The sequence below is a fragment of the Variovorax sp. GW823-FHT04F07 genome (assembly GCF_058795995.1).
The window spans coordinates 316362-335392 of record NZ_JBXAIG010000003.1 but is presented as its reverse complement, the minus strand read 5'-3'; the positions used below and the strand labels follow the sequence as shown (position 1 = coordinate 335392).

The 19031-nt window shown below is 70.3% G+C and carries 17 protein-coding genes and 1 pseudogene; 3 read left to right on the top strand and 15 right to left on the bottom strand.

The genetic code is table 11. The annotated features are described in order from the left end of the window. Positions 1–12: 12 nt before the first annotated feature. From AC1RAA_RS16875 to AC1RAA_RS16815, 13 genes and pseudogenes are all read right to left on the bottom strand, one after another. Complete coding sequence (locus tag AC1RAA_RS16875; protein WP_095746626.1) at positions 13–1221, bottom strand: PrsW family intramembrane metalloprotease; 1209 nt, start codon at positions 1219–1221, stop codon at positions 13–15. Next, the gene (locus AC1RAA_RS16870) at positions 1218–1778 is read right to left on the bottom strand and encodes a hypothetical protein (RefSeq protein WP_095746625.1); all 561 of its coding nucleotides are present in this window, start codon (positions 1776–1778) and stop codon (positions 1218–1220) included. The genes AC1RAA_RS16875 and AC1RAA_RS16870 overlap by 4 nt, the downstream gene beginning before the upstream one ends. Positions 1779–1837: 59 nt before the next feature. After that, entirely contained in the window at positions 1838–3079 is a 1242-nt protein-coding gene (locus tag AC1RAA_RS16865; RefSeq protein ID WP_492731149.1) for a porin, read from the bottom strand. A 58-nt stretch (positions 3080–3137) separates the two neighbouring features. Further along, entirely contained in the window at positions 3138–4148 is a 1011-nt protein-coding gene (locus tag AC1RAA_RS16860) for a YeiH family protein (RefSeq protein ID WP_492731150.1), read from the bottom strand. Between the two features lie 7 nt (positions 4149–4155). Beyond that, positions 4156–5127 (bottom strand): quinone oxidoreductase family protein, encoded by a 972-nt coding sequence (locus AC1RAA_RS16855; protein WP_492731152.1) that lies wholly within the window; start codon positions 5125–5127, stop codon positions 4156–4158. 42 nt (positions 5128–5169) lie between these two features. Further along, positions 5170–5727, bottom strand: coding sequence for an RBBP9/YdeN family alpha/beta hydrolase (locus tag AC1RAA_RS16850; protein ID WP_492697437.1), 558 nt, complete (start codon positions 5725–5727; stop codon positions 5170–5172). Between the two features lie 14 nt (positions 5728–5741). After that, positions 5742–6725 (bottom strand): tripartite tricarboxylate transporter substrate binding protein, encoded by a 984-nt coding sequence (locus tag AC1RAA_RS16845; RefSeq protein WP_056573291.1) that lies wholly within the window; start codon positions 6723–6725, stop codon positions 5742–5744. Between the two features lie 41 nt (positions 6726–6766). Further along, on the bottom strand, positions 6767–7825 hold the full coding sequence (locus tag AC1RAA_RS16840; RefSeq protein WP_095948786.1) for a beta-keto acid cleavage family enzyme: 1059 nt from the start codon (positions 7823–7825) through the stop codon (positions 6767–6769). Positions 7826–7880: 55 nt separating this feature from the next. After that, complete coding sequence (locus AC1RAA_RS16835) at positions 7881–8789, bottom strand: TauD/TfdA dioxygenase family protein (protein WP_070062062.1); 909 nt, start codon at positions 8787–8789, stop codon at positions 7881–7883. A gap of 138 nt (positions 8790–8927) precedes the next feature. Continuing rightward, complete coding sequence (locus AC1RAA_RS16830; protein ID WP_492731308.1) at positions 8928–11750, bottom strand: helix-turn-helix transcriptional regulator; 2823 nt, start codon at positions 11748–11750, stop codon at positions 8928–8930. Next, positions 11671–11928 carry a helix-turn-helix domain-containing protein gene (locus AC1RAA_RS16825; RefSeq protein WP_492740612.1) on the bottom strand — a complete coding sequence of 86 codons (258 nt, stop codon included), beginning with the start codon at positions 11926–11928 and terminating at the stop codon, positions 11671–11673. The genes AC1RAA_RS16830 and AC1RAA_RS16825 overlap by 80 nt, the downstream gene beginning before the upstream one ends. A 203-nt stretch (positions 11929–12131) precedes the next feature. Next, a pseudogene (locus tag AC1RAA_RS16820) lies at positions 12132–12608 on the bottom strand (AraC family transcriptional regulator); the annotation flags it as partial. Positions 12609–12709: 101 nt separating this feature from the next. Beyond that, positions 12710–13681, bottom strand: coding sequence for a quinone oxidoreductase family protein (locus tag AC1RAA_RS16815; RefSeq protein ID WP_492731154.1), 972 nt, complete (start codon positions 13679–13681; stop codon positions 12710–12712). A 197-nt stretch (positions 13682–13878) separates the two neighbouring features. Between AC1RAA_RS16815 and AC1RAA_RS16810 the strand changes: the two genes are divergently transcribed. Genes AC1RAA_RS16810 through AC1RAA_RS16800 form a run of 3 tightly spaced genes read left to right on the top strand, consistent with a single transcriptional unit; the run spans position 13879 to position 16833 of the window. Further along, complete coding sequence (locus tag AC1RAA_RS16810) at positions 13879–14850, top strand: Bug family tripartite tricarboxylate transporter substrate binding protein (RefSeq protein WP_492731156.1); 972 nt, start codon at positions 13879–13881, stop codon at positions 14848–14850. Between the two features lie 31 nt (positions 14851–14881). Continuing rightward, positions 14882–15724 carry a TauD/TfdA dioxygenase family protein gene (locus AC1RAA_RS16805; protein ID WP_070062067.1) on the top strand — a complete coding sequence of 281 codons (843 nt, stop codon included), beginning with the start codon at positions 14882–14884 and terminating at the stop codon, positions 15722–15724. 50 nt (positions 15725–15774) lie between these two features. Continuing rightward, complete coding sequence (locus AC1RAA_RS16800) at positions 15775–16833, top strand: beta-keto acid cleavage family enzyme (RefSeq protein ID WP_070062068.1); 1059 nt, start codon at positions 15775–15777, stop codon at positions 16831–16833. Positions 16834–16927: 94 nt separating this feature from the next. On the opposite strand, the gene AC1RAA_RS16795 is transcribed toward AC1RAA_RS16800, so the two are convergent. Both AC1RAA_RS16795 and AC1RAA_RS16790 read right to left on the bottom strand, forming a co-directional pair. Further along, a complete protein-coding gene (locus AC1RAA_RS16795) occupies positions 16928–17968 on the bottom strand; it encodes an AraC family transcriptional regulator (RefSeq protein ID WP_062477242.1) in 1041 nt (346 codons plus the stop codon). Positions 17969–17993: 25 nt separating this feature from the next. Further along, positions 17994–18974: a Bug family tripartite tricarboxylate transporter substrate binding protein gene (locus AC1RAA_RS16790; protein ID WP_492731158.1), complete on the bottom strand. Its 981-nt coding sequence runs from the start codon at positions 18972–18974 to the stop codon at positions 17994–17996. Positions 18975–19031 lie beyond the last annotated feature (57 nt).

Sequence of the window (19031 nt, the reverse complement as noted above, 5' to 3'; positions counted from 1 at the left end):
CGCAGCGGGCCCTCAGCCCTGCGGCCGGGTGAGCAGGTCGAGCTCGGCCCGCAGGCGGCGCACCGCCACCTCATGGCGCCGCGTCTGCGGCCCGCGCCCGTGCGTGCCGGCCTTCAGGATGAGCCGCAGCTGCTCGCGCTGCAGCTGTGCCTTCAGGCGCCGGGCGCGTTTGCCGAATTCCTTGCCCATGTCGCGGCGCACGCGGTAGCGCAGCAGCGGCGCGCCCAGGCGCACCCATTCGTCGTCGCGGATCAGCTCGCGCTCGGGCACGAAGTAGGCGGCCAGCGCGTGCAGGTAGGTGCCGTTCTCGCGCGCGGCGGCGCGCCAGACGAAGGCGGCGGCGATCACCACCGGAATGCCCTTGACGATCAGCAGCAGCGCGATGCCGACAAAGCCGTCGTCGAAGCGGTCCTCGAGCAGCGGCGAGTTCCAGATGAAGTGCATGGCCCACGCCAGCGCGAAGTAGAAGAGGGCGCAGCCGATGCGCGCCGCCATCGAGCGCTGCGGGTTGAGCAGGAACCACGCCACGCCGAACGAGGCGATGGTCGTGTAGGCCGCGTGGCTCCACAGCCCGCTCAGCAGCCCGCGCATGAGCAGGTGGTAGAGCACCGGGTACACCTGGTTTTCGAGCGGGAAGTTCACGGCGCTGTTCACCGTGTAGCTCAGGTTCTCGATCACCTGGAAGCCCAGCCCGGCCATGGCGCCGACGATCAGCACCGACAGATACGTTTCGAACTGGTTGCGCGCGATCAGCACCAGCAGGATCACGCCCGCGAGCTTCAGGAATTCTTCGGTGATCGGCCCCGCGATGGCGGGCCCCCACGCCGCCACGAACTCCGGCGACACCAGCTTGGCGCACAGGCTCTGGATGGCGATGTTGGCCGGCGCGGCGAAATACACCGCGCCCAGACCGCCCCACGCAAAGGCCAGCACGTAGGCCTCGGGCGGGTGCTGTTCCAGCAGGTCGAGCGTGCGGAAAAACAGCACGAAGGCCGCCGTGTAGCCGCCCCACACCAGCAGGCCCAGCAGCGCGGTGACGGGCACCACGCGAAAGCCCAGCGAGAACATCGACACCGTGTAGAACAGGCCGTTGAGGATCAGCGCCGCCAGCAGCCAGAACGCGGCGCGCTGTGGCTGGAAGAACGAGTCGGTGCCGATGGGCCAGTCGGCGTCTTCCTGCGTGGCAACAGTGGCTTCAGTGGCTTCGGTGGTGGTGCTCACAGCGGTGCCTCCAGGTCCATCGAGTCGAGCATCTTGCGGGCGTCGGCCAGCGCTTCGTTGAAGCCGTCGGTGGGGCCGTACACATCGATCTGCACCAGCGAGCGGCGCGGCGTGTCGACCACCTGCCAGAAGCGGCCGGCGAGCTTGGCGCCGTAGTAGGCGAAGGTCTTGCCCTGCAGGCCCCAGCCGGTGACGAAGTCGGACACGTCGCCTTCGACGGTCAGGCCCTGGCCGCGCTCCATGAGCCGCTGCTGGCGCACCATCGGGCCGTCGGGCCCGCCCATCCACAGGCGCGTGGTCACGAGGAACTTGTGGCCGCCCTTGAAGAGCATGAGCGACTGGCCGGCCTTGGAGCGCGACACGTCCATCTGCCAGCCCGGTGCGGGCTCGAAGCGCGCGTGGGCGACCGACACCGTCTCGCCCGCGGGCAGCGGCCGGCTGCCGGGCGTGTGGTTGTTCCAGAAGGTGAGGCCGCCGACGTACGCGGCAATGGCCAGGAGGATCGCGAGCGCGCCCGGCCAAGTGCGGTACGGGATGCGGCGGGACGGTTGAAGCATCCGTGGATCGTGCCACACCGAAGCGACGGCGCGGGGGCGCCGCCGCTGTCGTCAGGCGCTCAGAACGCCATGCGAATACCAACGTCGTAGCCCAGCGCCCGATGCGGCTGCATGCCGTTGGTGGTCGCGTAGGCCGGCTGCGGGAAGATCGCCGGCAGGCTCAGCACCAGCGGCGTCACGCCCATCACGGTCGGGTTGTTGCGGCCGTTGGCGATGTGGATGCGCGCCACCGAGGCATACAGCGCCGTGCGCTTGGAGAGGTTGTGCACATAGCCCAGCGCCAGCTTGTTCACCGAGGAATTGCCGTCCGGCAGGCCCAGCCCGTTGACGAAGCGCACGCGCGCATACGAGGCGCGCACCACGCCTGCGCCCAGCGGCACGTTCACGCCGGCCATGAGGCCGTCGTAGCGGTCGCTCAGATGCAGCGCGCCGTTGGCGAAGGGCGTGGCGCTGTGGCGAACGTCGCGCACGCGCGACCATTCGCCGAACACCTTCACCACGCCGAAGTCGTACGAGGCGCCCAGGTTCAGGCTCTTGATCTTCTCGCTCTGCGCGGCGGCGCTGGCCAGCGTGCTCTCGCCGTAGCCCAGCGCCACGTCGGCCGGTCCGCTGGCCCAGCCGATGCGCCCGCCCACGTAGCGCCCGCGCTGCGAGGGGCTGTCGGGCGTGTTGCTGACCTTCGTGTTCTCGTGCAGCGCGTACTGCACCTGGCCGTAGAAGCCGCCCAGGTTCGGCGGCAGGAAGTAGCTGATGGCGTTGCTGGTGCGCAGGTAGCTGTCGGTGCCGGCCGAGAGCCCGCCGTTCAGCAGGCCGCCCGTGGCCAGCGCGCGCGAGGCCGCGATGTTGCTGTTGACCACCGCGATCAGGTTGGTGCCCACGCCGTTGACGCTGAAGGGGTCGAACACCGCATCGTTCCAGAACGAGGCCGTGTAGTCGCGGCCCAGGCGCACTTCGCCGAAGGGGCCGCTGAGGCTCAGCGTGGAGCGGCGTCCGAAGTTGGTGATGCCGCTGCCCGTGTCGTTGCTCAGCGGCGCCTCCAGCCAGAAGCTCGCGGCCAGCCCGCCGCCCAGGTCCTCGGTGCCGCGAAAGCCGATGCGGCTGGACGCATTGCCCGAGGGCGACAGCACGGTCTGGCTCTGGCGCAGCTCGGCCGGGCGCAGCGGGTTGTACGAACTGCTGGTGGTGCGGTAGTGGCTCACGCCCGCGTCCATCACGCCGAACAGCGTGAGCGAGGACTGGGCGAGGGAAGCTCCGGCCGCGAGGGTCGCGGCCGTGGCGGCGATGAGGGTCTTCTTCTTCATGGTCTTGTCTCCTGGTTGTTGTGTGTGTTGTCGTCTCTGTCGTCGTGGGGGCTGCGTGTCAGGGCGCCCAGCGCAATAGCGCGAGCACCAGCGTGGCGATGAAGACGGTCTCGCCGACCATCAGCACCACCGGCTTGAGGCCCACGTCGACCAGCTCGCGCAGCTGCGTCTTCATGCCGATGCCGGCCATCGCCGCCACCAGGAACCAGCGCGACAGGTCGCTGCCCGCTGTGGCGAGCGGGGTCGGCAGCCAGCCCGTGCTGTTGAGCGCCACCAGCGCGGCGAAGGCCACCGCGAACCACGGCAGCAGCGGCGGGCGCTGGCCGCCCACGGCCTTGCCGGTGGCGCGCGTGAACATCACGGCGAACAGGATCACCGGCAGCAGCGCCGCCACGCGCATCAGCTTGACCAGCGTGGCCGTGTCGCCCGTGGCCTGCGACATGCCGTAGCCCGCGCCCACCACCTGCGCCACGTCGTGGATGGTGGCGCCTAGGAACACGCCGGCCGTGTGCGCGTCCATGCCCAGGGCGCGCGCGATCAGGGGGTAGGCGATCATCGTGAGCGTCGACAGCGCCGACACGCCCACCACCGTGAACAGCGTGGCGCGTTCCTTCAGCGGATGCGGCGGCAGCGCCGCGGCCAGCGCCAGCGCGGCCGAGGCGCCGCAGATCGCGGTGGCGCCGCCGCTGAGCAGGCCGAACAGCACGTTGAAGCCCATCAGCCGCGCCACCACCATCGACACCCCGATGGTCAGCACCAGCGACACCGCCACCAGCAGCACCGGGTGCCAGCCCAGCGCCACCACCTGCGCGGCCGTGATGCGCAACCCCAGCAGCGCCACGCCCCAGCGCAGCACGTGGCGCGCGGTGAACTCGATGCCGGGCTTGCACGGGCCCTCGGCCGAAAGAAAGTTCATCGCCATGCCGAGGATGAGCGCGAACAGCATCACCGGCGCACCGTAGTGCTGTGACAGGAAGGTGGACGCGGCGGCGACCACCGCGCAGGCGAGCACGCCCGGAAAGAGCAGGCGGCCGCGCGCCGGCCATGCGGCGACAGACAGAGCGGTCATGAAAACCTCAGGGCACGAGCACGGTGGCGCCGGTGGTCTTGCGACCTTCGAGCGCGCGGTGCGCCTCGGCCGCGTCGGCCAGTGCGAAGCTCTGCTGGGGCTCGCTCACGATGCGGCCGGCCAGCACGTGGCCGAACAACTCGTCGGCCATGCTGAGCATGTGCGGGCGCGGGTGGATGTAGTGAACCATCGCGGGCCGTGTGAGCCAGATCGAGCCCTTGGCCGCCAGGACCTGCGAATCGACGACCACGGCGCCCGACGAGGTGCCGTTGCTCACCAAAGTGCCGCGCGGCTGCAGGCAGTTGAGCGAAGCCTCGAGCGTGTCTTTCCCCACCGAGTCGTAGACCACGGGCACGCCCTTGCCGTCGGTGATCTCGCGCACGCGCTGGGCGATGTTCTCGCGCGAAGTCACGATGGTGTGCGTGCAGCCGTTGGCTTTTGCGACCGCTGCCTTTTCGTCGGTACTGACAGTGCCGATCATGGTGACGCCCATCGCGCGCGCCCACTGGCAGGCGATGAGGCCCACGCCGCCGGCGGCTGCGTGGTACAGGATCGTCTCGCCACCCTGGAGCGGATAGACCTGGCGGAACAGGTACTGCGCCGTCATGCCCTTCATCATCAGTGTGGCAGCGGTGCGATCGGAGATGCCATCGGGCAGCGGAATGAGCACATCGGCTGGCATCACACGCACCTGCGAGTACGCACCCTGCGGCCCGATGAGGTAGCCCACGCGATCGCCCACGCGGATGTCGGTGACACCGGGCCCCACGGCCTCGACCACGCCCACGGCATCGGAACCGAGGCCGTTGGGCAGCGCCAGCGGATAGCGCCCGGTGCGGAAGTAGATGTCGATGAAGTTGACGGCGATGAGGCTGTGGCGCACGCGCGCCTGGCCCGGGCCGGGCTCGCCGACCTCGACATGTTCGAGCTGGAGCACGTCGGCGCTGCCGGTCTCGTGGAAGCGGATGGCTTGGACCATGGGGAGTTCTTTCGGTAGGAGGGGCAGGCGGGCAGAAAGGGCTCAGCCCGCCGAGAGTTCGTCGATGAAGGCCTGCGCGCCCGGCCATTCGCCGTAGCCCGAGGCGGGGTTGAGGTGGCCGACCTCGCCGAGGTCGACCAGGCGGCTGCCCCAGCCCTGCGCCATCTGCACCACGCGATCGAACGGCGCCAGCGGGTCGTTGCGGCTCGCTGCCACGATGCTCGGGAACGGCAGCGGCCCGGTCGGCACCGGCAGCCAGCCGCCGGCGCGCAGGGCCTCGACGGTGGGGTAGCCCTCGGGCATCGGCCGCTCGAAGTCGGGTGGCGTGGCCAGCAGGGCGCCGCGCACCGGCCGGCGCGTGCGCTGCGCCCAGTGCGCCAGCATCACCACGCCGCCGCTGTGCGCCACGACGACCAGCGGCCCCTCGACCGCCTGCGCCTCGCGCTCGATGGCCGCCACGCGCGCGGCGCAGTCGAGGTCGTCGCGGCCCATGGGCGGCACGGCGCGCACGCGCGGCAGGCGTGCGGCGAGCAGCGTCTGCCAGTGGCTGGCGACAGCGTCGCGCAGGCCGGGAACGATGAGGACGGTGGGAGCAGTCATGTCGGCCCGCGCCCTCACTGGTTGAGCTGGATGTTGTAGGTCTTGACGATCCGCGCGTTGCGCTCGTACTCGTCATGTGTGATCTTCGCGAGCTGCTCGGGGCTCTCGCTGGTCATCGGCACGAAGTTCTGCGCGATGAGCCGCTCCCGCACCTTCGGCGAGGAGGCGGCCTTCGTGAGGACCGCATTGATCCGCTTCACGAGGTCGTCGGGCATCTTTGCCGACACGATGGCGCCGGCCCAGTTCGAGAAGTCGATCTCGTCGAAGCCCTGCTCGGCCATCGTGGGCACCTCCGGCAGCTGCGCCAGCCGGGTCTTGGCCCCGACCCCGAAGACCTTCACCTTGCCGGCCTTGATCAGCGGCAGCGACGTGACGATGCCGTCGAACAGGATGTCGACCTGGCTGCCCATCAGGTTCTGCAGCGCCGGCGGCGAGCCCGGGAACGGCACGTGCTGCAGGTCCAGCCCCGCCTTGCGGGCAAAGATGGCGCCGGCGTAGTGCGAGCTGGTGCCCGCGGAGTACGAGGCGTAGCTGCCCGGGCTGCCCTTGCCGGTCTTCAGGTAGGCGATGAGTCCCTTCAGGTCGTTGGCCGGCACCGACGGCGCGCTCACCAGCACCATCGCCGAGCGCGCCACCATGGTCACCGGCTTCACGTCCTTGACCGGGTCGAAGCTGGTCTTCATCACCAGGGGAATCTCGGTCAGGATGTTGCTGACCATGAACATGATGGTCTGCCCGTCGGGCGGCGCGCTGTTGAGCGCCTGCACCCCGATGGCGCCACCGGCGCCCGGCTTGTTGTCGACGATCACCGGCTGCCCGATCTCGGCCGAGATCGCGTCGGACAACACGCGGGCCACGACGTCCATGGTGCCGCCCGCAGGCGCCGGCACCACGATCCGCACCGGCTTGGTGGTCCAGGCATGGGCGAGCAGGGGCGCGGCGGCCAGGGCGGCTGCCCAGGGCTTCAGGCGGCGAAGGATGTTGTGGGTTTTTTTCATCGCGATGTCTCCAGGTGTTCTGGTGCCGGGGGTGGGGGTGCTCAGGCCGCCTTGCGCAGGAAGCCCTGCTGCGCGCCGTTGCGGTTCGGCGCGAAGCCGTTGGCCGCCAGCGATTCCTCGACGGTGTCGTAGAACACGCCGATCTTCGAAATCTCGCGCGCCTGCTTGGCGGTGGCGATGGGGCGGCCGAACTGGCGCGAGATGGCGACCAGCTGCTCGACCTGCGCCACCGTGCCCATCTTGGCGGAGCGCGACTGGTTCCAGAGGTTGTCCTCGATGCCGCAGCGCACGTGCAGGCCCATGGCGATGCCCATCATGTTCACGGGCAGCACGTTGCGCATGGAGCTTTCCACCGTGAGCACCGCGCCGTCGGGCACGGCGCGCACGAAGTTGGCCAGGCTGTAGATGTTGGGCACGTCCATGCCGCCGCCGATGGCCACCCAGTTCATGACCAGCGGGCCCTTGTAGACGCCGCGGCGCATCAGCCGCTCGACCGAGTCGAAGCTGTTGATGTTGTAGCACTGGAAGGCGCTCTGGATGCCGGCCTTGGTGAGGCGGCGGATGTGCTCTTCGGCCCAGCCCGGCTGCGCGGGCACGGTCATTTCCTTGTAGGCGCGGTAGACCTCGGGGTCTTCCATCGAGGTGCCCCGGGTGTCGGCGTCGTCCCAGTGCTCGACCACGTTCATCTGAGAGGTGTTGATGGTCACCGTCACCTGGTCGGGCGTGGGCTCCAGCTCGGCCAGCATGTGGCGCGTGTCGTCGCTCAGCCACTTGGCGGCGGCGCCTTCGCTCTCGGGGGCGAAGCTGATCGAGCCGCCCACCTGGATGATCATTTCGGGCACCGCCTTGCGCACGCCGGCGATCAGCTCGTTGAACTTCGACAGCCGCTTGCTGCCCTTGCCGTCGAGCTCGCGCACATGCAGATGCAGCACGGTGGCGCCGGCGTTGTAGCAGTCGACCGCCTTCTGGATCTGCTGCGCCATGGTGACGGGAATGTCTTCCGGAAAGTCGGCGGGCACCCACGACGGTGCGTAGGGCGCGGCGGTGATGACCAGCGGCTGCTGGTTTTCGGGGAACAGATGGCCGTCGAGAAAGTTCATGGCAGGACCTCGGGAGAAAGGAAGAAGGAAGGGAGAGGGCGCAGGACGTGCCCGCTCAGAAGACCGCGTCGCCGACGATGCCGGCGCGTTCCATCTTTCGATGGCAGGGCGGGTAGTCCATGACCGCGTAGTGCTGGGTCGAGCGGTTGTCCCACATGGCCACGTCGCCCGGCTGCCAGCGCCAGCGCACCTGGTACTCGGGGATCTGCACCTGGCTCACGAGGTAGGCCAGCAGCAGGGCGGCGCCGGGCTGGTAGTCCTGCCCGTAGCGCACGTTGGCCGGCGTGTGGAAGTTGGTGAAGTGGGTCGTGAAGCCGTTGACGAACAGGATCTTCTCGCCCGTGTCGGGGTGCGTGCGCACCACCGGGTGCTCGGCGTCGGGAAACTGGGCCTTCAGCGCCAGGCGCTTCTCGATCGGCATCGCGGCGCCGAAGGTGGCCTCGATGCTGTGGCGCGCGCGCAGCCCGGCGATCTGCTGCTGGATGTGCGCGGGCAGCTTCTCGAAGGCCAGCGCCATGTTGGCCCACATGGTGTCGCCGCCCACCGGCGGGCATTCGACGCACCGCAGCACGCAGCCGAAGGGCGGCTTCTCGCGCCAGGTGGCGTCGGTGTGCCAGCTGTTCTCGTAGCGGTCGACCGGCGTCTCGGGGTTCTTGTAGATGCGCACCAGGCCCGGGTGCTCGGGGTCGCTGCCGACCACGGGGTGGTCCTCGAGCTCGCCGAAGTGGCGGGCGAAGGTGACGTGCTCGGCGCGCGTGAGTTCCTGCTGGCGGAAGAACAGCACCTTGTGCTGCACCAGCAGCGCGCGGATCTCGGCCGCCAGGCCGGCGTCGCGCGAGGCTTCGGCCAGCGACACGTGGCGCAGCTCGGCGCCGATGGCGCAGGTCACGGGGTGGACCTGGAGGCCGCGCGTGTGCACGGCGGGGGCCCCGTTCGAGAGGCCTGGCTGGATCGTGGAACCCATGTGTCTTGTCTCCTGTGCCGGTCGTGGGGTGCCGCTGTGCGGCGGTGACCGTGCTGGAAGCAAGAATAGGTCGGGGCCCCTGCGCGCGCCCCCTCCTCGCAGGAGGGGGAGGCGGCCCCGGAGGGGAGGGAGAAACCCTCAGTGCCCCGCGGCGAGCAGCCCCAGGATGCGCGCGCGCTGCACCACCTGCGTGCGCGTGCCGGCGTCGAGCTTGGCGAACAGGTTCTTCACGTGCCACTTGACGGTGGTCTCGCCCACCTGCATGGCGCGCCCGATTTCCTTGTTCGACAGGTTGCGCGCCAGCAGCACCAGCACCTCGCCCTCCTTGGGCGTGAGCACGGTGCCGGGCGAAGCCGGTGCCGCAGGCGCGGGTGCCGGCGGCACGGCGGGTGTGAGGGGCGCGACCGCGATCTCGGCCTGCGCGCCCTCGGCCGCGAGCGTGCCGACCCAGGCGCCCAGCTCGGGGTGCGCGTCGGAGAACACGCGCTGCAGCCCGTAGGCGCGCGCCAGGTCCATGGCCTCGCGCAGCAGCGCCTGCGCCGGCTGGCCGCAGCGCTCCAGCGCCAGCGCGCGCAGGCCCAGCAGCTCGATGTGCAGGCCGCCCTGCTTGCGCTGGCGCGCCTGTTCGTCGGCACGCGCCAGCTTCGCGAGGGCGTCGGGCCAGTCGCGCGCGGCGATGGCCGCGTGGGCGCGCGCCACGTCGCGCAGCGCTTCCACGCTGCGCCGCCACAGCGGGCCCTGCGGCAGCGTGGGGTCGGCCAGTTGCGCGTCGATGCGCTCGCACAGTTCGCGGCAGGTCTGGGCGCGGTGACGCTGCGCATGCAGGCGCACCTGCTCGGCCAGGCTGGCGATGCGCAGCCGCGGCAGGCGCCGCGCGGCACCGGCCGCGTCCAGCGCGTCCAGCAGTTCCAGCGCGCGGTGCTCCGCGCCTTCGGCCGCCGCGATGCGCGCCGCCGTGCGGTAGGCCTGCAGCAGCGACTCGGGCAGGCCGCTGTGCTCCAGCACGTCGAGGCGGTCGGCCAGCAGCGTGGCGGCGTCGCCCGGCAGGTCGCGCTCCCAGGCCACCGACGCGAGCAGCGCGGCCAGGTTGCAGCTGAAACGGTGGCGCCGGCCCATCTCGGCCTCGGCGCCGGCCACGGCGGGGCGCAGCAGCTGCTCGGCCAGCAGCACCTGGCCCTCCCACGCATAGCTCAGGCCGATGACCAGTTCGCTCCAGCGCCGGATGTAGTCGACGCCGTGGCCCGGGTGCCCGCGCAGGGCCTGCTGCTGACGCAGGCGCGCGAGCGCCGGCTCGCCCTCGAGCAGCGCGCGGTAGGCCATGCGGTTGGCGTGCGACTGCAGCAGCAGCGGGTCGGTCAGCGGCACGGCCTCGGTCCAGGGCGCGTGCAGCTCGACGAAACGGTCGGGGTCGTCCGCGAACACGGCCGCGCCGCCGAGGATCAGCGCGCATTCGCAGCGCAGCGCATCGCTCACGCCGGGCTGCGCCAGGATGCGCGCCACGAAGCGGCCGGCTTCTTCGTGCCGCTCGCTCGATGCGAGCGTCCATGCCGCGGCCAGCAGCAGGCGCGGGCGGCGGTCGAGTTCGTCGGCGGGCATCTGCGCCATCCATTCGAGCACCGTGGCCTGCCGGCCGCGCCGCATGAGCGATTCGTACAGGCTGCGCTCCGCAAGCTCGTAGGCGGTCTGGTGCTGGCCCGCGCTCAGCGCGTGGTGGGCGGCCTCGTCGAGCAGCTCGTGCGCGGCCAGCCACTGCGCCGCGCGCGCATGCGCCGCCACCTGCTCGGCGGCGTCGAGCGCGGCGAAGCGCTGGCGCAGCACGTCGCGCGCCAGCGCATGCATGCGCAGCCACTCGCCCCCTTCGGCGGCGGCGAACACCGGCGTGTCGTTGCTCAGCCGCGCCAGCCGCGCCGCGGCGTCGTCGACGCCGGAGACGGCGCGGCACAGCTCGGGGTGCAGCAGGTCGAGCACGGCGATGCGGGCCAGGAAGTCGCGGTCGTCGGGGTCGAGGTTGACCAGCAGCAGCCGCACCAGCTCGCCCTGCAGCTCGCCGGCGGCGGCCGTCATGTCGCCCAGCACCGTGTGCGCGGCGTGCGCGTCGGCCCCGCGCGCGATGATGGTCGTGGCCAGCTGCAGGCCTAGCGGCCAGCCTTCGGTGAGCTCGTGCAGCCGGGCGGCGGTGTTGCGGTCGACGCGCGTGCCGAAGCGCGCCTGCACCAGCTGCAGCGTCTCGTCGAGGCTGAACTTCAGCAGCGCCGGGCCGATCTCCACGCACTGCCCGTAGGCCACGAGGTCCTCGATGTCGAGCCGGCCGTCGGGGCGCGTGGCAATGAGCGTGCGCACGTTGGGCGGCGCGTTGCGCAGCAGGTAGGCCAGCGCCTCGCGCGAGGCCGGCGGCAGGCGGTCGGCCTCGTCGATGACCAGCACCACGTTCAAGGCCGCCTGTGCCAGTTCGGCCAGCAGCGCGGTGACGCTGCCCAGCGTGCCGGGCCGGTCGTCCTGGAACAGGCTGCGCCCGAACGCGGGGCGGCCCATGGCGACGCGCAGCGCCAGCGCCAGGCTCTGCACCAGCCGACCCGGGTCGTCCTGGCTTTGCGCCGAGACCCAGCCGACCGGCACGCCCAGGCCCAGGTACTCCAGGCGCCACTGCGCCAGCAGCGAGGTCTTGCCGAAGCCCGACGGCGCCTGCACCACGCACACCGCGTGGTCGCGCAGCGCGTCGGCGCTCGACAGGAGCCGCGCGCGCGAGACCAGGTGACGCGGGACACGGGGCGGCGTCACCTTGAGCAGCAGGTCGCGCGGGGCGCCGCTCGCATCGGGGGGCGGGAAAGTGGCCAAGGCTCGTTCGTGCTCGTGAGAAGAAGAACGGGCCCGATTCTCCACGTCAATCGCGCGAGGCCGAAGCGCGGCGCGGCACCCCCCGCCGCGCGCGGCTGGCCTTGGCGCTGCAGCCGTACTGCGCATGGAACCAGCGCGACAGCCCGCTGGGCGCGCAGAAGCCGAGCAGCCCTGCGACCTCGGCCAGCGGGCGGTCGCCCTCCAGCACGTGGCGCACGGCGAGTTCCTTGCGCACGTCGTTGACGATGGCCGAGAAGCTCTGCCCGTCGTCCGCGAGCCGGCGCTGGATCGTGCGGCATTCCACGCCCACGTGCGCCGACACCTGCGCGATGCTGCAGCGCCCGCTGGGCAGGAGCAGCAGCACCGCGCGCCGCACGTCGCCCGGCAGCGCGTCGCCGGGCGCCGGCGCTGCCGCGCATAGCGCGCCATGGCCGGGTCGGCCGAAGGGTTGGGTGCGTCCAGGTCGTCGCGCGCGCAGACGATGCCGTGGAAGTCCTGGTCGAAGGCGACGGCCGCGCCCAGCACGCGGTGGTGCGTGCGCAGGTCGCGCGGCGCGGGGTGCGCCAGGCACACGCGCCGGGGCTGCCAGTCGGCGCCGAGAAACTGGCGCAGCAGGCGCAGCATCACGCCCAGCGCCAGTTCGATGCGCTGGCGCGTGGCGCGGTGCGCCTTGCCGGGCTGCACTTCCTCGCGGATGACCACCACCTGGCCGAAGGCCTCGACCATCAGCGACAGCGAGCCGTTGAGCAGCGGCTGGTAGCGCATCAGCACGTCGAGCGAATCGCGCAGCGTCGGCTGCTCGCGCACCAGCAGGCCGACGGCCCCGAGGTTCGACAGCCGCCGGCCCTCGGCCATGCACAGCCCGAAGGCTTCGTTGCCCGAACGCTCGGCCGAGGCCTGCAGCAGCGCGGCGACGCGGTCGACCGGAATCATCAGGTCGGGCTCGTCCAGCACGCGGGGGCTCAGGCCGGCGTCCAGGAGCATGCGCGCCGGGTCCAGGCCGCCGGCGCGGGCGACCTCGCGGTAGTGGGTGAGGCTTGCCGCGCGGACCAGGGAAGACATCGCGAGTCCGCACGTGGCAGTTCTCAGGGCACGAGCACGGTGGCGCCGGTGGTCTTGCGGCCTTCGAGGGCGCGGTGCGCTTCGGCGGCATCGGCCAGTGCGAAGCTCTGCTGCGGCTCGCTCACGATGCGACCGGCCAGCACGTGGCCGAAGAGTTCGTCGGCCATGCTCAGCATGTGCGGGCGTGGGTGGATGTAATGAACCATCGCAGGCCGCGTGAGCCAGATCGAGCCCTTTGCCGCCAACAGCTTGGTGTCGAGGACCACGGCGCCCGACGACGTGCCGTTGCTCACGAGCGTGCCGCGTGGCTGCAGGCAATCGAGCGAGGCTTCCAGCGTGTCCTTGCCCACCGAGTCGTACACGACCGGCACGCCCTTGCCGTCGGTGATCTCGCGCACGCGTTGGGCGATGTTCTCGCGCGAGGTCACGATGGTGTGGGTGCAGCCGTTGGCCTTGGCGACGGCGGCCTTCTCGTCGGTGCTGACGGTGCCGATCATCGTGACACCCATCGCGCGTGCCCACTGGCAAGCGATGAGGCCAACACCCCCTGCGGCTGCGTGGTACAGGATCGTCTCGCCACCCTTCAGTGGATAGACCTGGCGGAACAGGTACTGCGCCGTCATGCCCTTCATCATCAGCGTGGCGGCGGTGCGGTCCGAGATGCCATCGGGCAGCGGGATCAGAACGTCAGCCGGCATCACGCGCACTTGCGAATACGCACCCTGCGGCCCGATGAGGTAGCCCACGCGATCACCCACACGAATGTCGGTCACGCCCGGCCCCACGGCTTCGACCACGCCCACGGCATCGGAACCGAGCCCGTTGGGCAGTGCCAGCGGATAGCGCCCGGTGCGGAAATAGATGTCGATGAAGTTGACCGCGATGAGGCTGTGGCGCACGCGCGCCTGGCCCGGGCCGGGCTCGCCGACCTCGACGTGTTCGAGCTTGAGCACGTCGGCGCTGCCGGTTTCGTGGAAGCGGATGGCCTGGTTCATGGTGCGTCTCCTGGGGTGTGGGGGGGCTGTATAGAACGGATTCTTGCGGCGCGTGGCGGCGGCGGGAAGCGTGGTCTTGGCGATGTCCCAAATTGGCAAATCGATGCCCCAATAAAGCAAGAAATGCGGGCGGGGTGCGCCGGATACTGGCGGCATCGGCCCACCGAGGCCTGCAAGACAACAACCGGAGACACCCCATGAAACTGCTGCAATTTGCACGCGCCGCCGCCGTGGCGCTGGTCGGATGCTCGATGGCCCTCGGGGCCTGGGCGCTGGGCGACAAGCCCGTCAAACTCATCGTTCCCGCGCCGCCGGGCGGCACGATGGACATCGTCGCCCGCGTCGTCGGGCAGCAGATGGCGCTGGACATCGGCCGCCCCGTGATCGTCGAGAACCGCCCCGGCGCGGGCGGCTCCATCGGCCTGCAGGCCATGCTGCAGGCGCCGGCCGACGGCAACACCATCGTGATGGCCGCGAGCAACGTGCTGGCCGAGACGCCGCAGGTCGTGAAGATGCCCTTCGATCCGCTGAAGGACGTGGTGCCCATCGGCTCGGTGGCGCGCTCGGGCGTGGTGCTCGTCACGGCCGCGAACTTCCCGGCCAAGGACTTCCAGGGCCTCGTCGCCGAACTGAAGACGCGCAAGGGCAAGGCCAGCTTCGCCAGCTACAGCCCCGGCACCGTGTCGCAGTACGCGGGCCTCATCCTCAGCGACCGCGCCGGGCTCGACCTGCAGCACATCGGCTACCCCGGCTCGCCGCCCGCGCTGCAGGACCTGCTGGGCGGCCAGGTCGACCTGATGTTCGACGGCATGCTCACCTCGATGCCGCTCATCAAGGCCGGCAAGCTGCGCCCCTATGCCTTCACCGGCAAGACCCGCTCGCGCTTCCTGCCCGACCTGCCCACCACCACCGAGCTGGGCTACCCCGACCTGCAGTTCCGCGGCTGGGTCGGCTTCATCGGTTCGGCCAAGCTGCCGGCCGACGTGATGGCCAGGCTCCATGCCGCGATCGAGAAGGCCGGCCAGGCGCCCGCCGTGCAGCAGAAGCTGCTCGACGTGGGCCTGGAGCCCGAGCTCAGCGTCGACACGCCCGCGCTCATCGCCGAGACCCGCGCGCTGTCCGAGCGCAACGCCGCCATCGTCAAGAAGTACCGCATCCAGGCGAACTGAGCGTCGCTCGCCATTCCATCGGAGACCTCTCATGAAGATCAGACCCCTCACGCCGTCCATCGGCGCCGAAATCTCGGACGTCCATTTGGGCGAGGCCTCGCGCGACCCCGAGTGCTTCGCGTCGATCCGCGCCGCGCTGCTCAAGCACAAGGTGCTTTTCTTCCGCGGCCAGGACATCGAGCGCGCCGAGCACGTCGCCTTCGCACGCTGCTTCGGCGAACTGGAAGACCACCCCGTGGTCGGCAGCGACCCCGAGCACCCGGGCCTCGTGCGCATCTACCGCAGCGACAACAAGCACAGCTACGAGAACACCTACCACTGCGACGGCCTGTGGCGCCAGAGCCCCGCGATGGGCGCGGTGCTGCGCTGCATCGAGTGCCCCGAGGTCGGCGGCGACACCATCTGGGTGAACATGGTGCAGGCGCACGACGAGCTGCCCGACGAGATCAAGCAGAAGATCGGCAAGCTGCGCGCCAAGGCCAGCATCGAGCATTCGTTCGGCGCCGTGATGCCGATGGAAGCGCGCCTCAAGCTGGGCCAGGACCATCCGCCCGTGGAGCACCCCGTGGTGCGCACGCACCCCGAGACCGGCGAGAAGGTGCTCTACGTGGGCAGCTTCACCACCCACTTCGTGAACTACAGCACCCCCGAGAACGTGCGCCACGGCATCGACAAGACACCGGGTGCGGCGCTGCTGCTGAACTACCTGCTCAGCCGCGCCACCATCCCCGAGTACCAGGTGCGCTGGTCGTGGCAGCCGGGCGACGTGGTCGTCTGGGACAACCGCAGCACGCAGCACTACGCGCTGAACGACTACTGGCCTGCGCCACGAAAGATGGAACGCGCCGGCATCGTCGGCGACGTGCCGTACTGAACATCGCCGCCGCATCCGCCCCCCGCCTCGCCACCTGACAGACGCACGCCATGAACTTCCTCGACGGCCACCTCTTTCCCGAAAACCAGCAGCCGCTGATCATTACCGCCGCGCCCTATGCACCGGGCTGGCTTCCTTCCGACTTCCCGGGCGAGATCCCGGTCACGATGGAAGAGCAGATCCAGAAGGCGGTCGACTGCTACAACGCCGGCGCCACCGTGCTGCACCTGCACGTGCGCGAACTCGACGGCAAGGGCAGCAAGCGGCTGTCGAAATTCAACGAGCTGATCGCCGGCGTGCGCGCGCGCGTGCCCGAGATGATCATCCAGGTGGGCGGCTCGATCAGCTTCGCACCCGAGAGCGAAGGCGCGGCCGCCAAGTGGCTGAGCGACGACACGCGCCACATGCTGGCCGAGCTGGAGCCCACGCCCGACCAGGTGACGGTGACGGTCAACACCTCGCAGATGAACGTCACCGAACACGCCGAGCTGGCCGACTTCAAGGGCACCTCGCGCGAGATCCCGGCCATCTTCGAGGCCTACAAGGAGATGACGGTGCCGGCGCAGCCGGGCTGGGTCGAGGAGCACATCCGCCGCCTCACGAAGGCCGGCATCCAGAGCGCCTTCCAGTGCTACAACATCAACAGCTTCGAGTCGGTCGAGCGGCTCATGCGGCGCGGCGTCTACAAGGGCCCGCTGGTGATGAACTGGGTGGCGATCAGCGGCGGCATGGACGCGCCGAACATCTACAACCTGGCCAACTTCGTGCGCGCCGTGCCCGACGGCGCGGTGCTCACGGTGGAAAGCTCGGTGCGCAACGTGCTGCCCGTGAACATGATGGGCATCGCGATGGGTCTGCATGTGCGCTGCGGCACCGAGGACGTGCTGTGGAACCAGACGCGCACCGCCAAGATCGGCACCGTGGCGCAGATCGAGCAGCTGGTCGCCATCTCGCGCCAGTTCGGGCGCCCCATCGCCACGGCGCAGCAGGCGCGCGAGATCTCGAAGATCGGCGTGTTCTACGAGACGGCCGAAGAGTCGCTGGCGGCCAACGGTTTTGCGCCGAACCGCAACGGAGGCAACCAGGGCTTCCTGCGCAAGGCGGCCTGAGAAGAAAGACGATGGCGATGACGAGGCGTTTCACGCACGCCGCCTGGCGCCTGCTGGAGGGCATCGCGCATGCCCTGCGCCACGAAGACCTGGTTCAGAACGCGCGCACCGCGCCCTGAGCCACCGCGCCGGCCGTCTGCTTGCTCCATTGCGAGGCGCTGCAGCCGAAGTGGTGGCGGAACCAGTGGCTGAAGCTGCTGGGCCCCGAAAACCCCAGCAGCTCGGCCACCTCGCTCAGCGGCAGGTCGCTGTCGCGCAGGTGGCGCTTCACGAGGTCGGAGCGCACGTCGTCGAGCAGGCGGCTGAAGGTGAGGCCTTCGGCCTCGAGCCGGCGGTGCAGCGTGCGGCGGTCCACGCGCAGGTGCCGCGCCACTTCCTGCGCGGTGCAGCCGCCGCCGGGCATGAGCGCGAGGATGAGTTCGCGGCAGGCTTCGCGCGTGCTCTCGCCGCGGTCTTTGAGCGCGGCTTCGAGGTACTCGCGCGCGAAACGCGCCACGCCCTGGTCGCCCGATTCGCGCGGCTTGCGCAGGTCGGCCGCCAGGCACACGAGGCCGTTGAAATCCTGGTTGAACTTGACGTTGCGCCCGAAGAAGGCGCGGTGCGCCGCCATGTCCGCCGGCGGGCGGTGCGTGAAGCACACCTGCTGCGGGCGCCACTGCGGATCGATGAGCTCGCCGAGGATGCGGAACATGATGCCCACGGCCAGCTCCATCGACTGGCGCATCGGCAGCCCGGGGCTGGGCAGCAGGTCTTCCTGGATGATGACCATGTCGCCCGTGTCCTCCAGGCGAAAGCTCAGCGAGGCGTTCACCAGCTTCAGGTAGCGGCCCAGCGTGTCGAGCGCGTCGCGCGGCGTGGGCTCTTCCTTGAGCACGACGCTGATGGGGCCCAGCGCCGACAGCTTGCGCTGCGCCGCCAGCCGCAGCGCGAAATCTTCGGTGCGCGTGGCGCGCGCGGTGATCTCGAGCAGCTCGCGCACCGCGTCGCCGGGGATCAGCGTCTCGGGGTGCTCGAGCAGCTGCGCCTTCAGCCCCACGGTTCGCATGAAGGCATGCGGGTCGCGGCCGAGCGACTGCACCAGCTCCACGTAGCCGCTGAGGCTCGCGCTGCGCATCAGTCGACCGAGGTGCTTCATGGTGGCTGTGGGAAGGGCCCCGTGTTCACTCGGGGCTGATCTTGAGTTGCAGTTTCTCGATGATGGCCCGATTGTGGGCGGTCGTGGCGTCCAGCGTCTGGCGCAGCTGCTGCAGCGACATCTCGCGGGGCGGATCGTAATTCTGCGCGAGCAGCGCCTCGCGGAACTTCGGCGCCTGCACGGCCCGGGCCACCTCGGCGCGGATTTTCTCCTGCAGCGCCGGCGGCATGCTGCTGAGCACGAACACGCCCACGCTCGCGTCGGGCATCACGAAGTCGGGCAGGCCCAGCTCGCCGAAGGTGGGCACGTCGGGCAGGAAGCGCGAGCGCTTCGACGACGCCACGGCCAGCGCCTTGATCTTGCCGCTGCGGATCAGCGAGGTGACGTTGCTCACCACCTCGAAAGTCAGCTGCACCTGGTTGCCCATGAGGTCGACCAGCGCCGGCGCCGAGCCCTTGTACGGCACCACGAGGATGTCGTTGCCGCTGCGCGCGCGCAGCATCTCGCCCAGCAGGTTGGAGCGCGTGCCGGTGCTCAGGTTGGCCACGCTGACCGAGCGCGGGTGCGCCTTGGCATGCGCCAGCAGGTCGTTCACCGTGTTCGGCGGGAAGCCGGCGTTGGCCACCAGCACGTGGAACATGCCCGTCACCTCGCCGACGTAGGTGAAGGTCTTGAGCGGGTCGAAGGGCGTCTTCACCGTGAGCGGAATGTCGGACAGCACGCTCGACGGCCCGACCATCAGCGTGTAGCCGTCGGCTGGCGCGGCCATCAGCGCGCGCTCGGCGATGACGGCGGAGCCGCCCGGCTTGTTGTCCACCAGCACGGTCTGGCCGAGGTTCGTGCGCAGCTGTTCGGCGAGCAGCCGCGCCGCCGCGTCGGAGATGCCGCCCGGCGGCGCGGGAACGATCAGCCGGAGGGGCTTGTCGGGCCAGGCCTGGGCCGAGGCCGTGCCGCAGCACAGCGCGGCCAGGAAGAGAAGGGAGGCTCGCAGCAGATGCAGACACATGGTTCGTCCTCAGGTGGAAGAGACAAAGGCGTGCGGATTCTGCGGCGCCACCGCTGC

Coding starts and splice junctions, on each gene's coding strand:
- AC1RAA_RS16870 (WP_095746625.1), bottom strand. CDS start 1,778: ATGCTTCAACCGTCCCGCCGCATCCCGTACCGCACTTGGCCGGGCGCG.
- AC1RAA_RS16865 (WP_492731149.1), bottom strand. CDS start 3,079: ATGAAGAAGAAGACCCTCATCGCCGCCACGGCCGCGACCCTCGCGGCC.
- AC1RAA_RS16860 (WP_492731150.1), bottom strand. CDS start 4,148: ATGACCGCTCTGTCTGTCGCCGCATGGCCGGCGCGCGGCCGCCTGCTC.
- AC1RAA_RS16855 (WP_492731152.1), bottom strand. CDS start 5,127: ATGGTCCAAGCCATCCGCTTCCACGAGACCGGCAGCGCCGACGTGCTC.
- AC1RAA_RS16850 (WP_492697437.1), bottom strand. CDS start 5,727: ATGACTGCTCCCACCGTCCTCATCGTTCCCGGCCTGCGCGACGCTGTC.
- AC1RAA_RS16845 (WP_056573291.1), bottom strand. CDS start 6,725: ATGAAAAAAACCCACAACATCCTTCGCCGCCTGAAGCCCTGGGCAGCC.
- AC1RAA_RS16840 (WP_095948786.1), bottom strand. CDS start 7,825: ATGAACTTTCTCGACGGCCATCTGTTCCCCGAAAACCAGCAGCCGCTG.
- AC1RAA_RS16835 (WP_070062062.1), bottom strand. CDS start 8,789: ATGGGTTCCACGATCCAGCCAGGCCTCTCGAACGGGGCCCCCGCCGTG.
- AC1RAA_RS16830 (WP_492731308.1), bottom strand. CDS start 11,750: ATGCGCAGTACGGCTGCAGCGCCAAGGCCAGCCGCGCGCGGCGGGGGG.
- AC1RAA_RS16815 (WP_492731154.1), bottom strand. CDS start 13,681: ATGAACCAGGCCATCCGCTTCCACGAAACCGGCAGCGCCGACGTGCTC.
- AC1RAA_RS16810 (WP_492731156.1), top strand. CDS start 13,879: ATGAAACTGCTGCAATTTGCACGCGCCGCCGCCGTGGCGCTGGTCGGA.
- AC1RAA_RS16805 (WP_070062067.1), top strand. CDS start 14,882: ATGAAGATCAGACCCCTCACGCCGTCCATCGGCGCCGAAATCTCGGAC.
- AC1RAA_RS16800 (WP_070062068.1), top strand. CDS start 15,775: ATGAACTTCCTCGACGGCCACCTCTTTCCCGAAAACCAGCAGCCGCTG.
- AC1RAA_RS16795 (WP_062477242.1), bottom strand. CDS start 17,968: ATGAAGCACCTCGGTCGACTGATGCGCAGCGCGAGCCTCAGCGGCTAC.
- AC1RAA_RS16790 (WP_492731158.1), bottom strand. CDS start 18,974: ATGTGTCTGCATCTGCTGCGAGCCTCCCTTCTCTTCCTGGCCGCGCTG.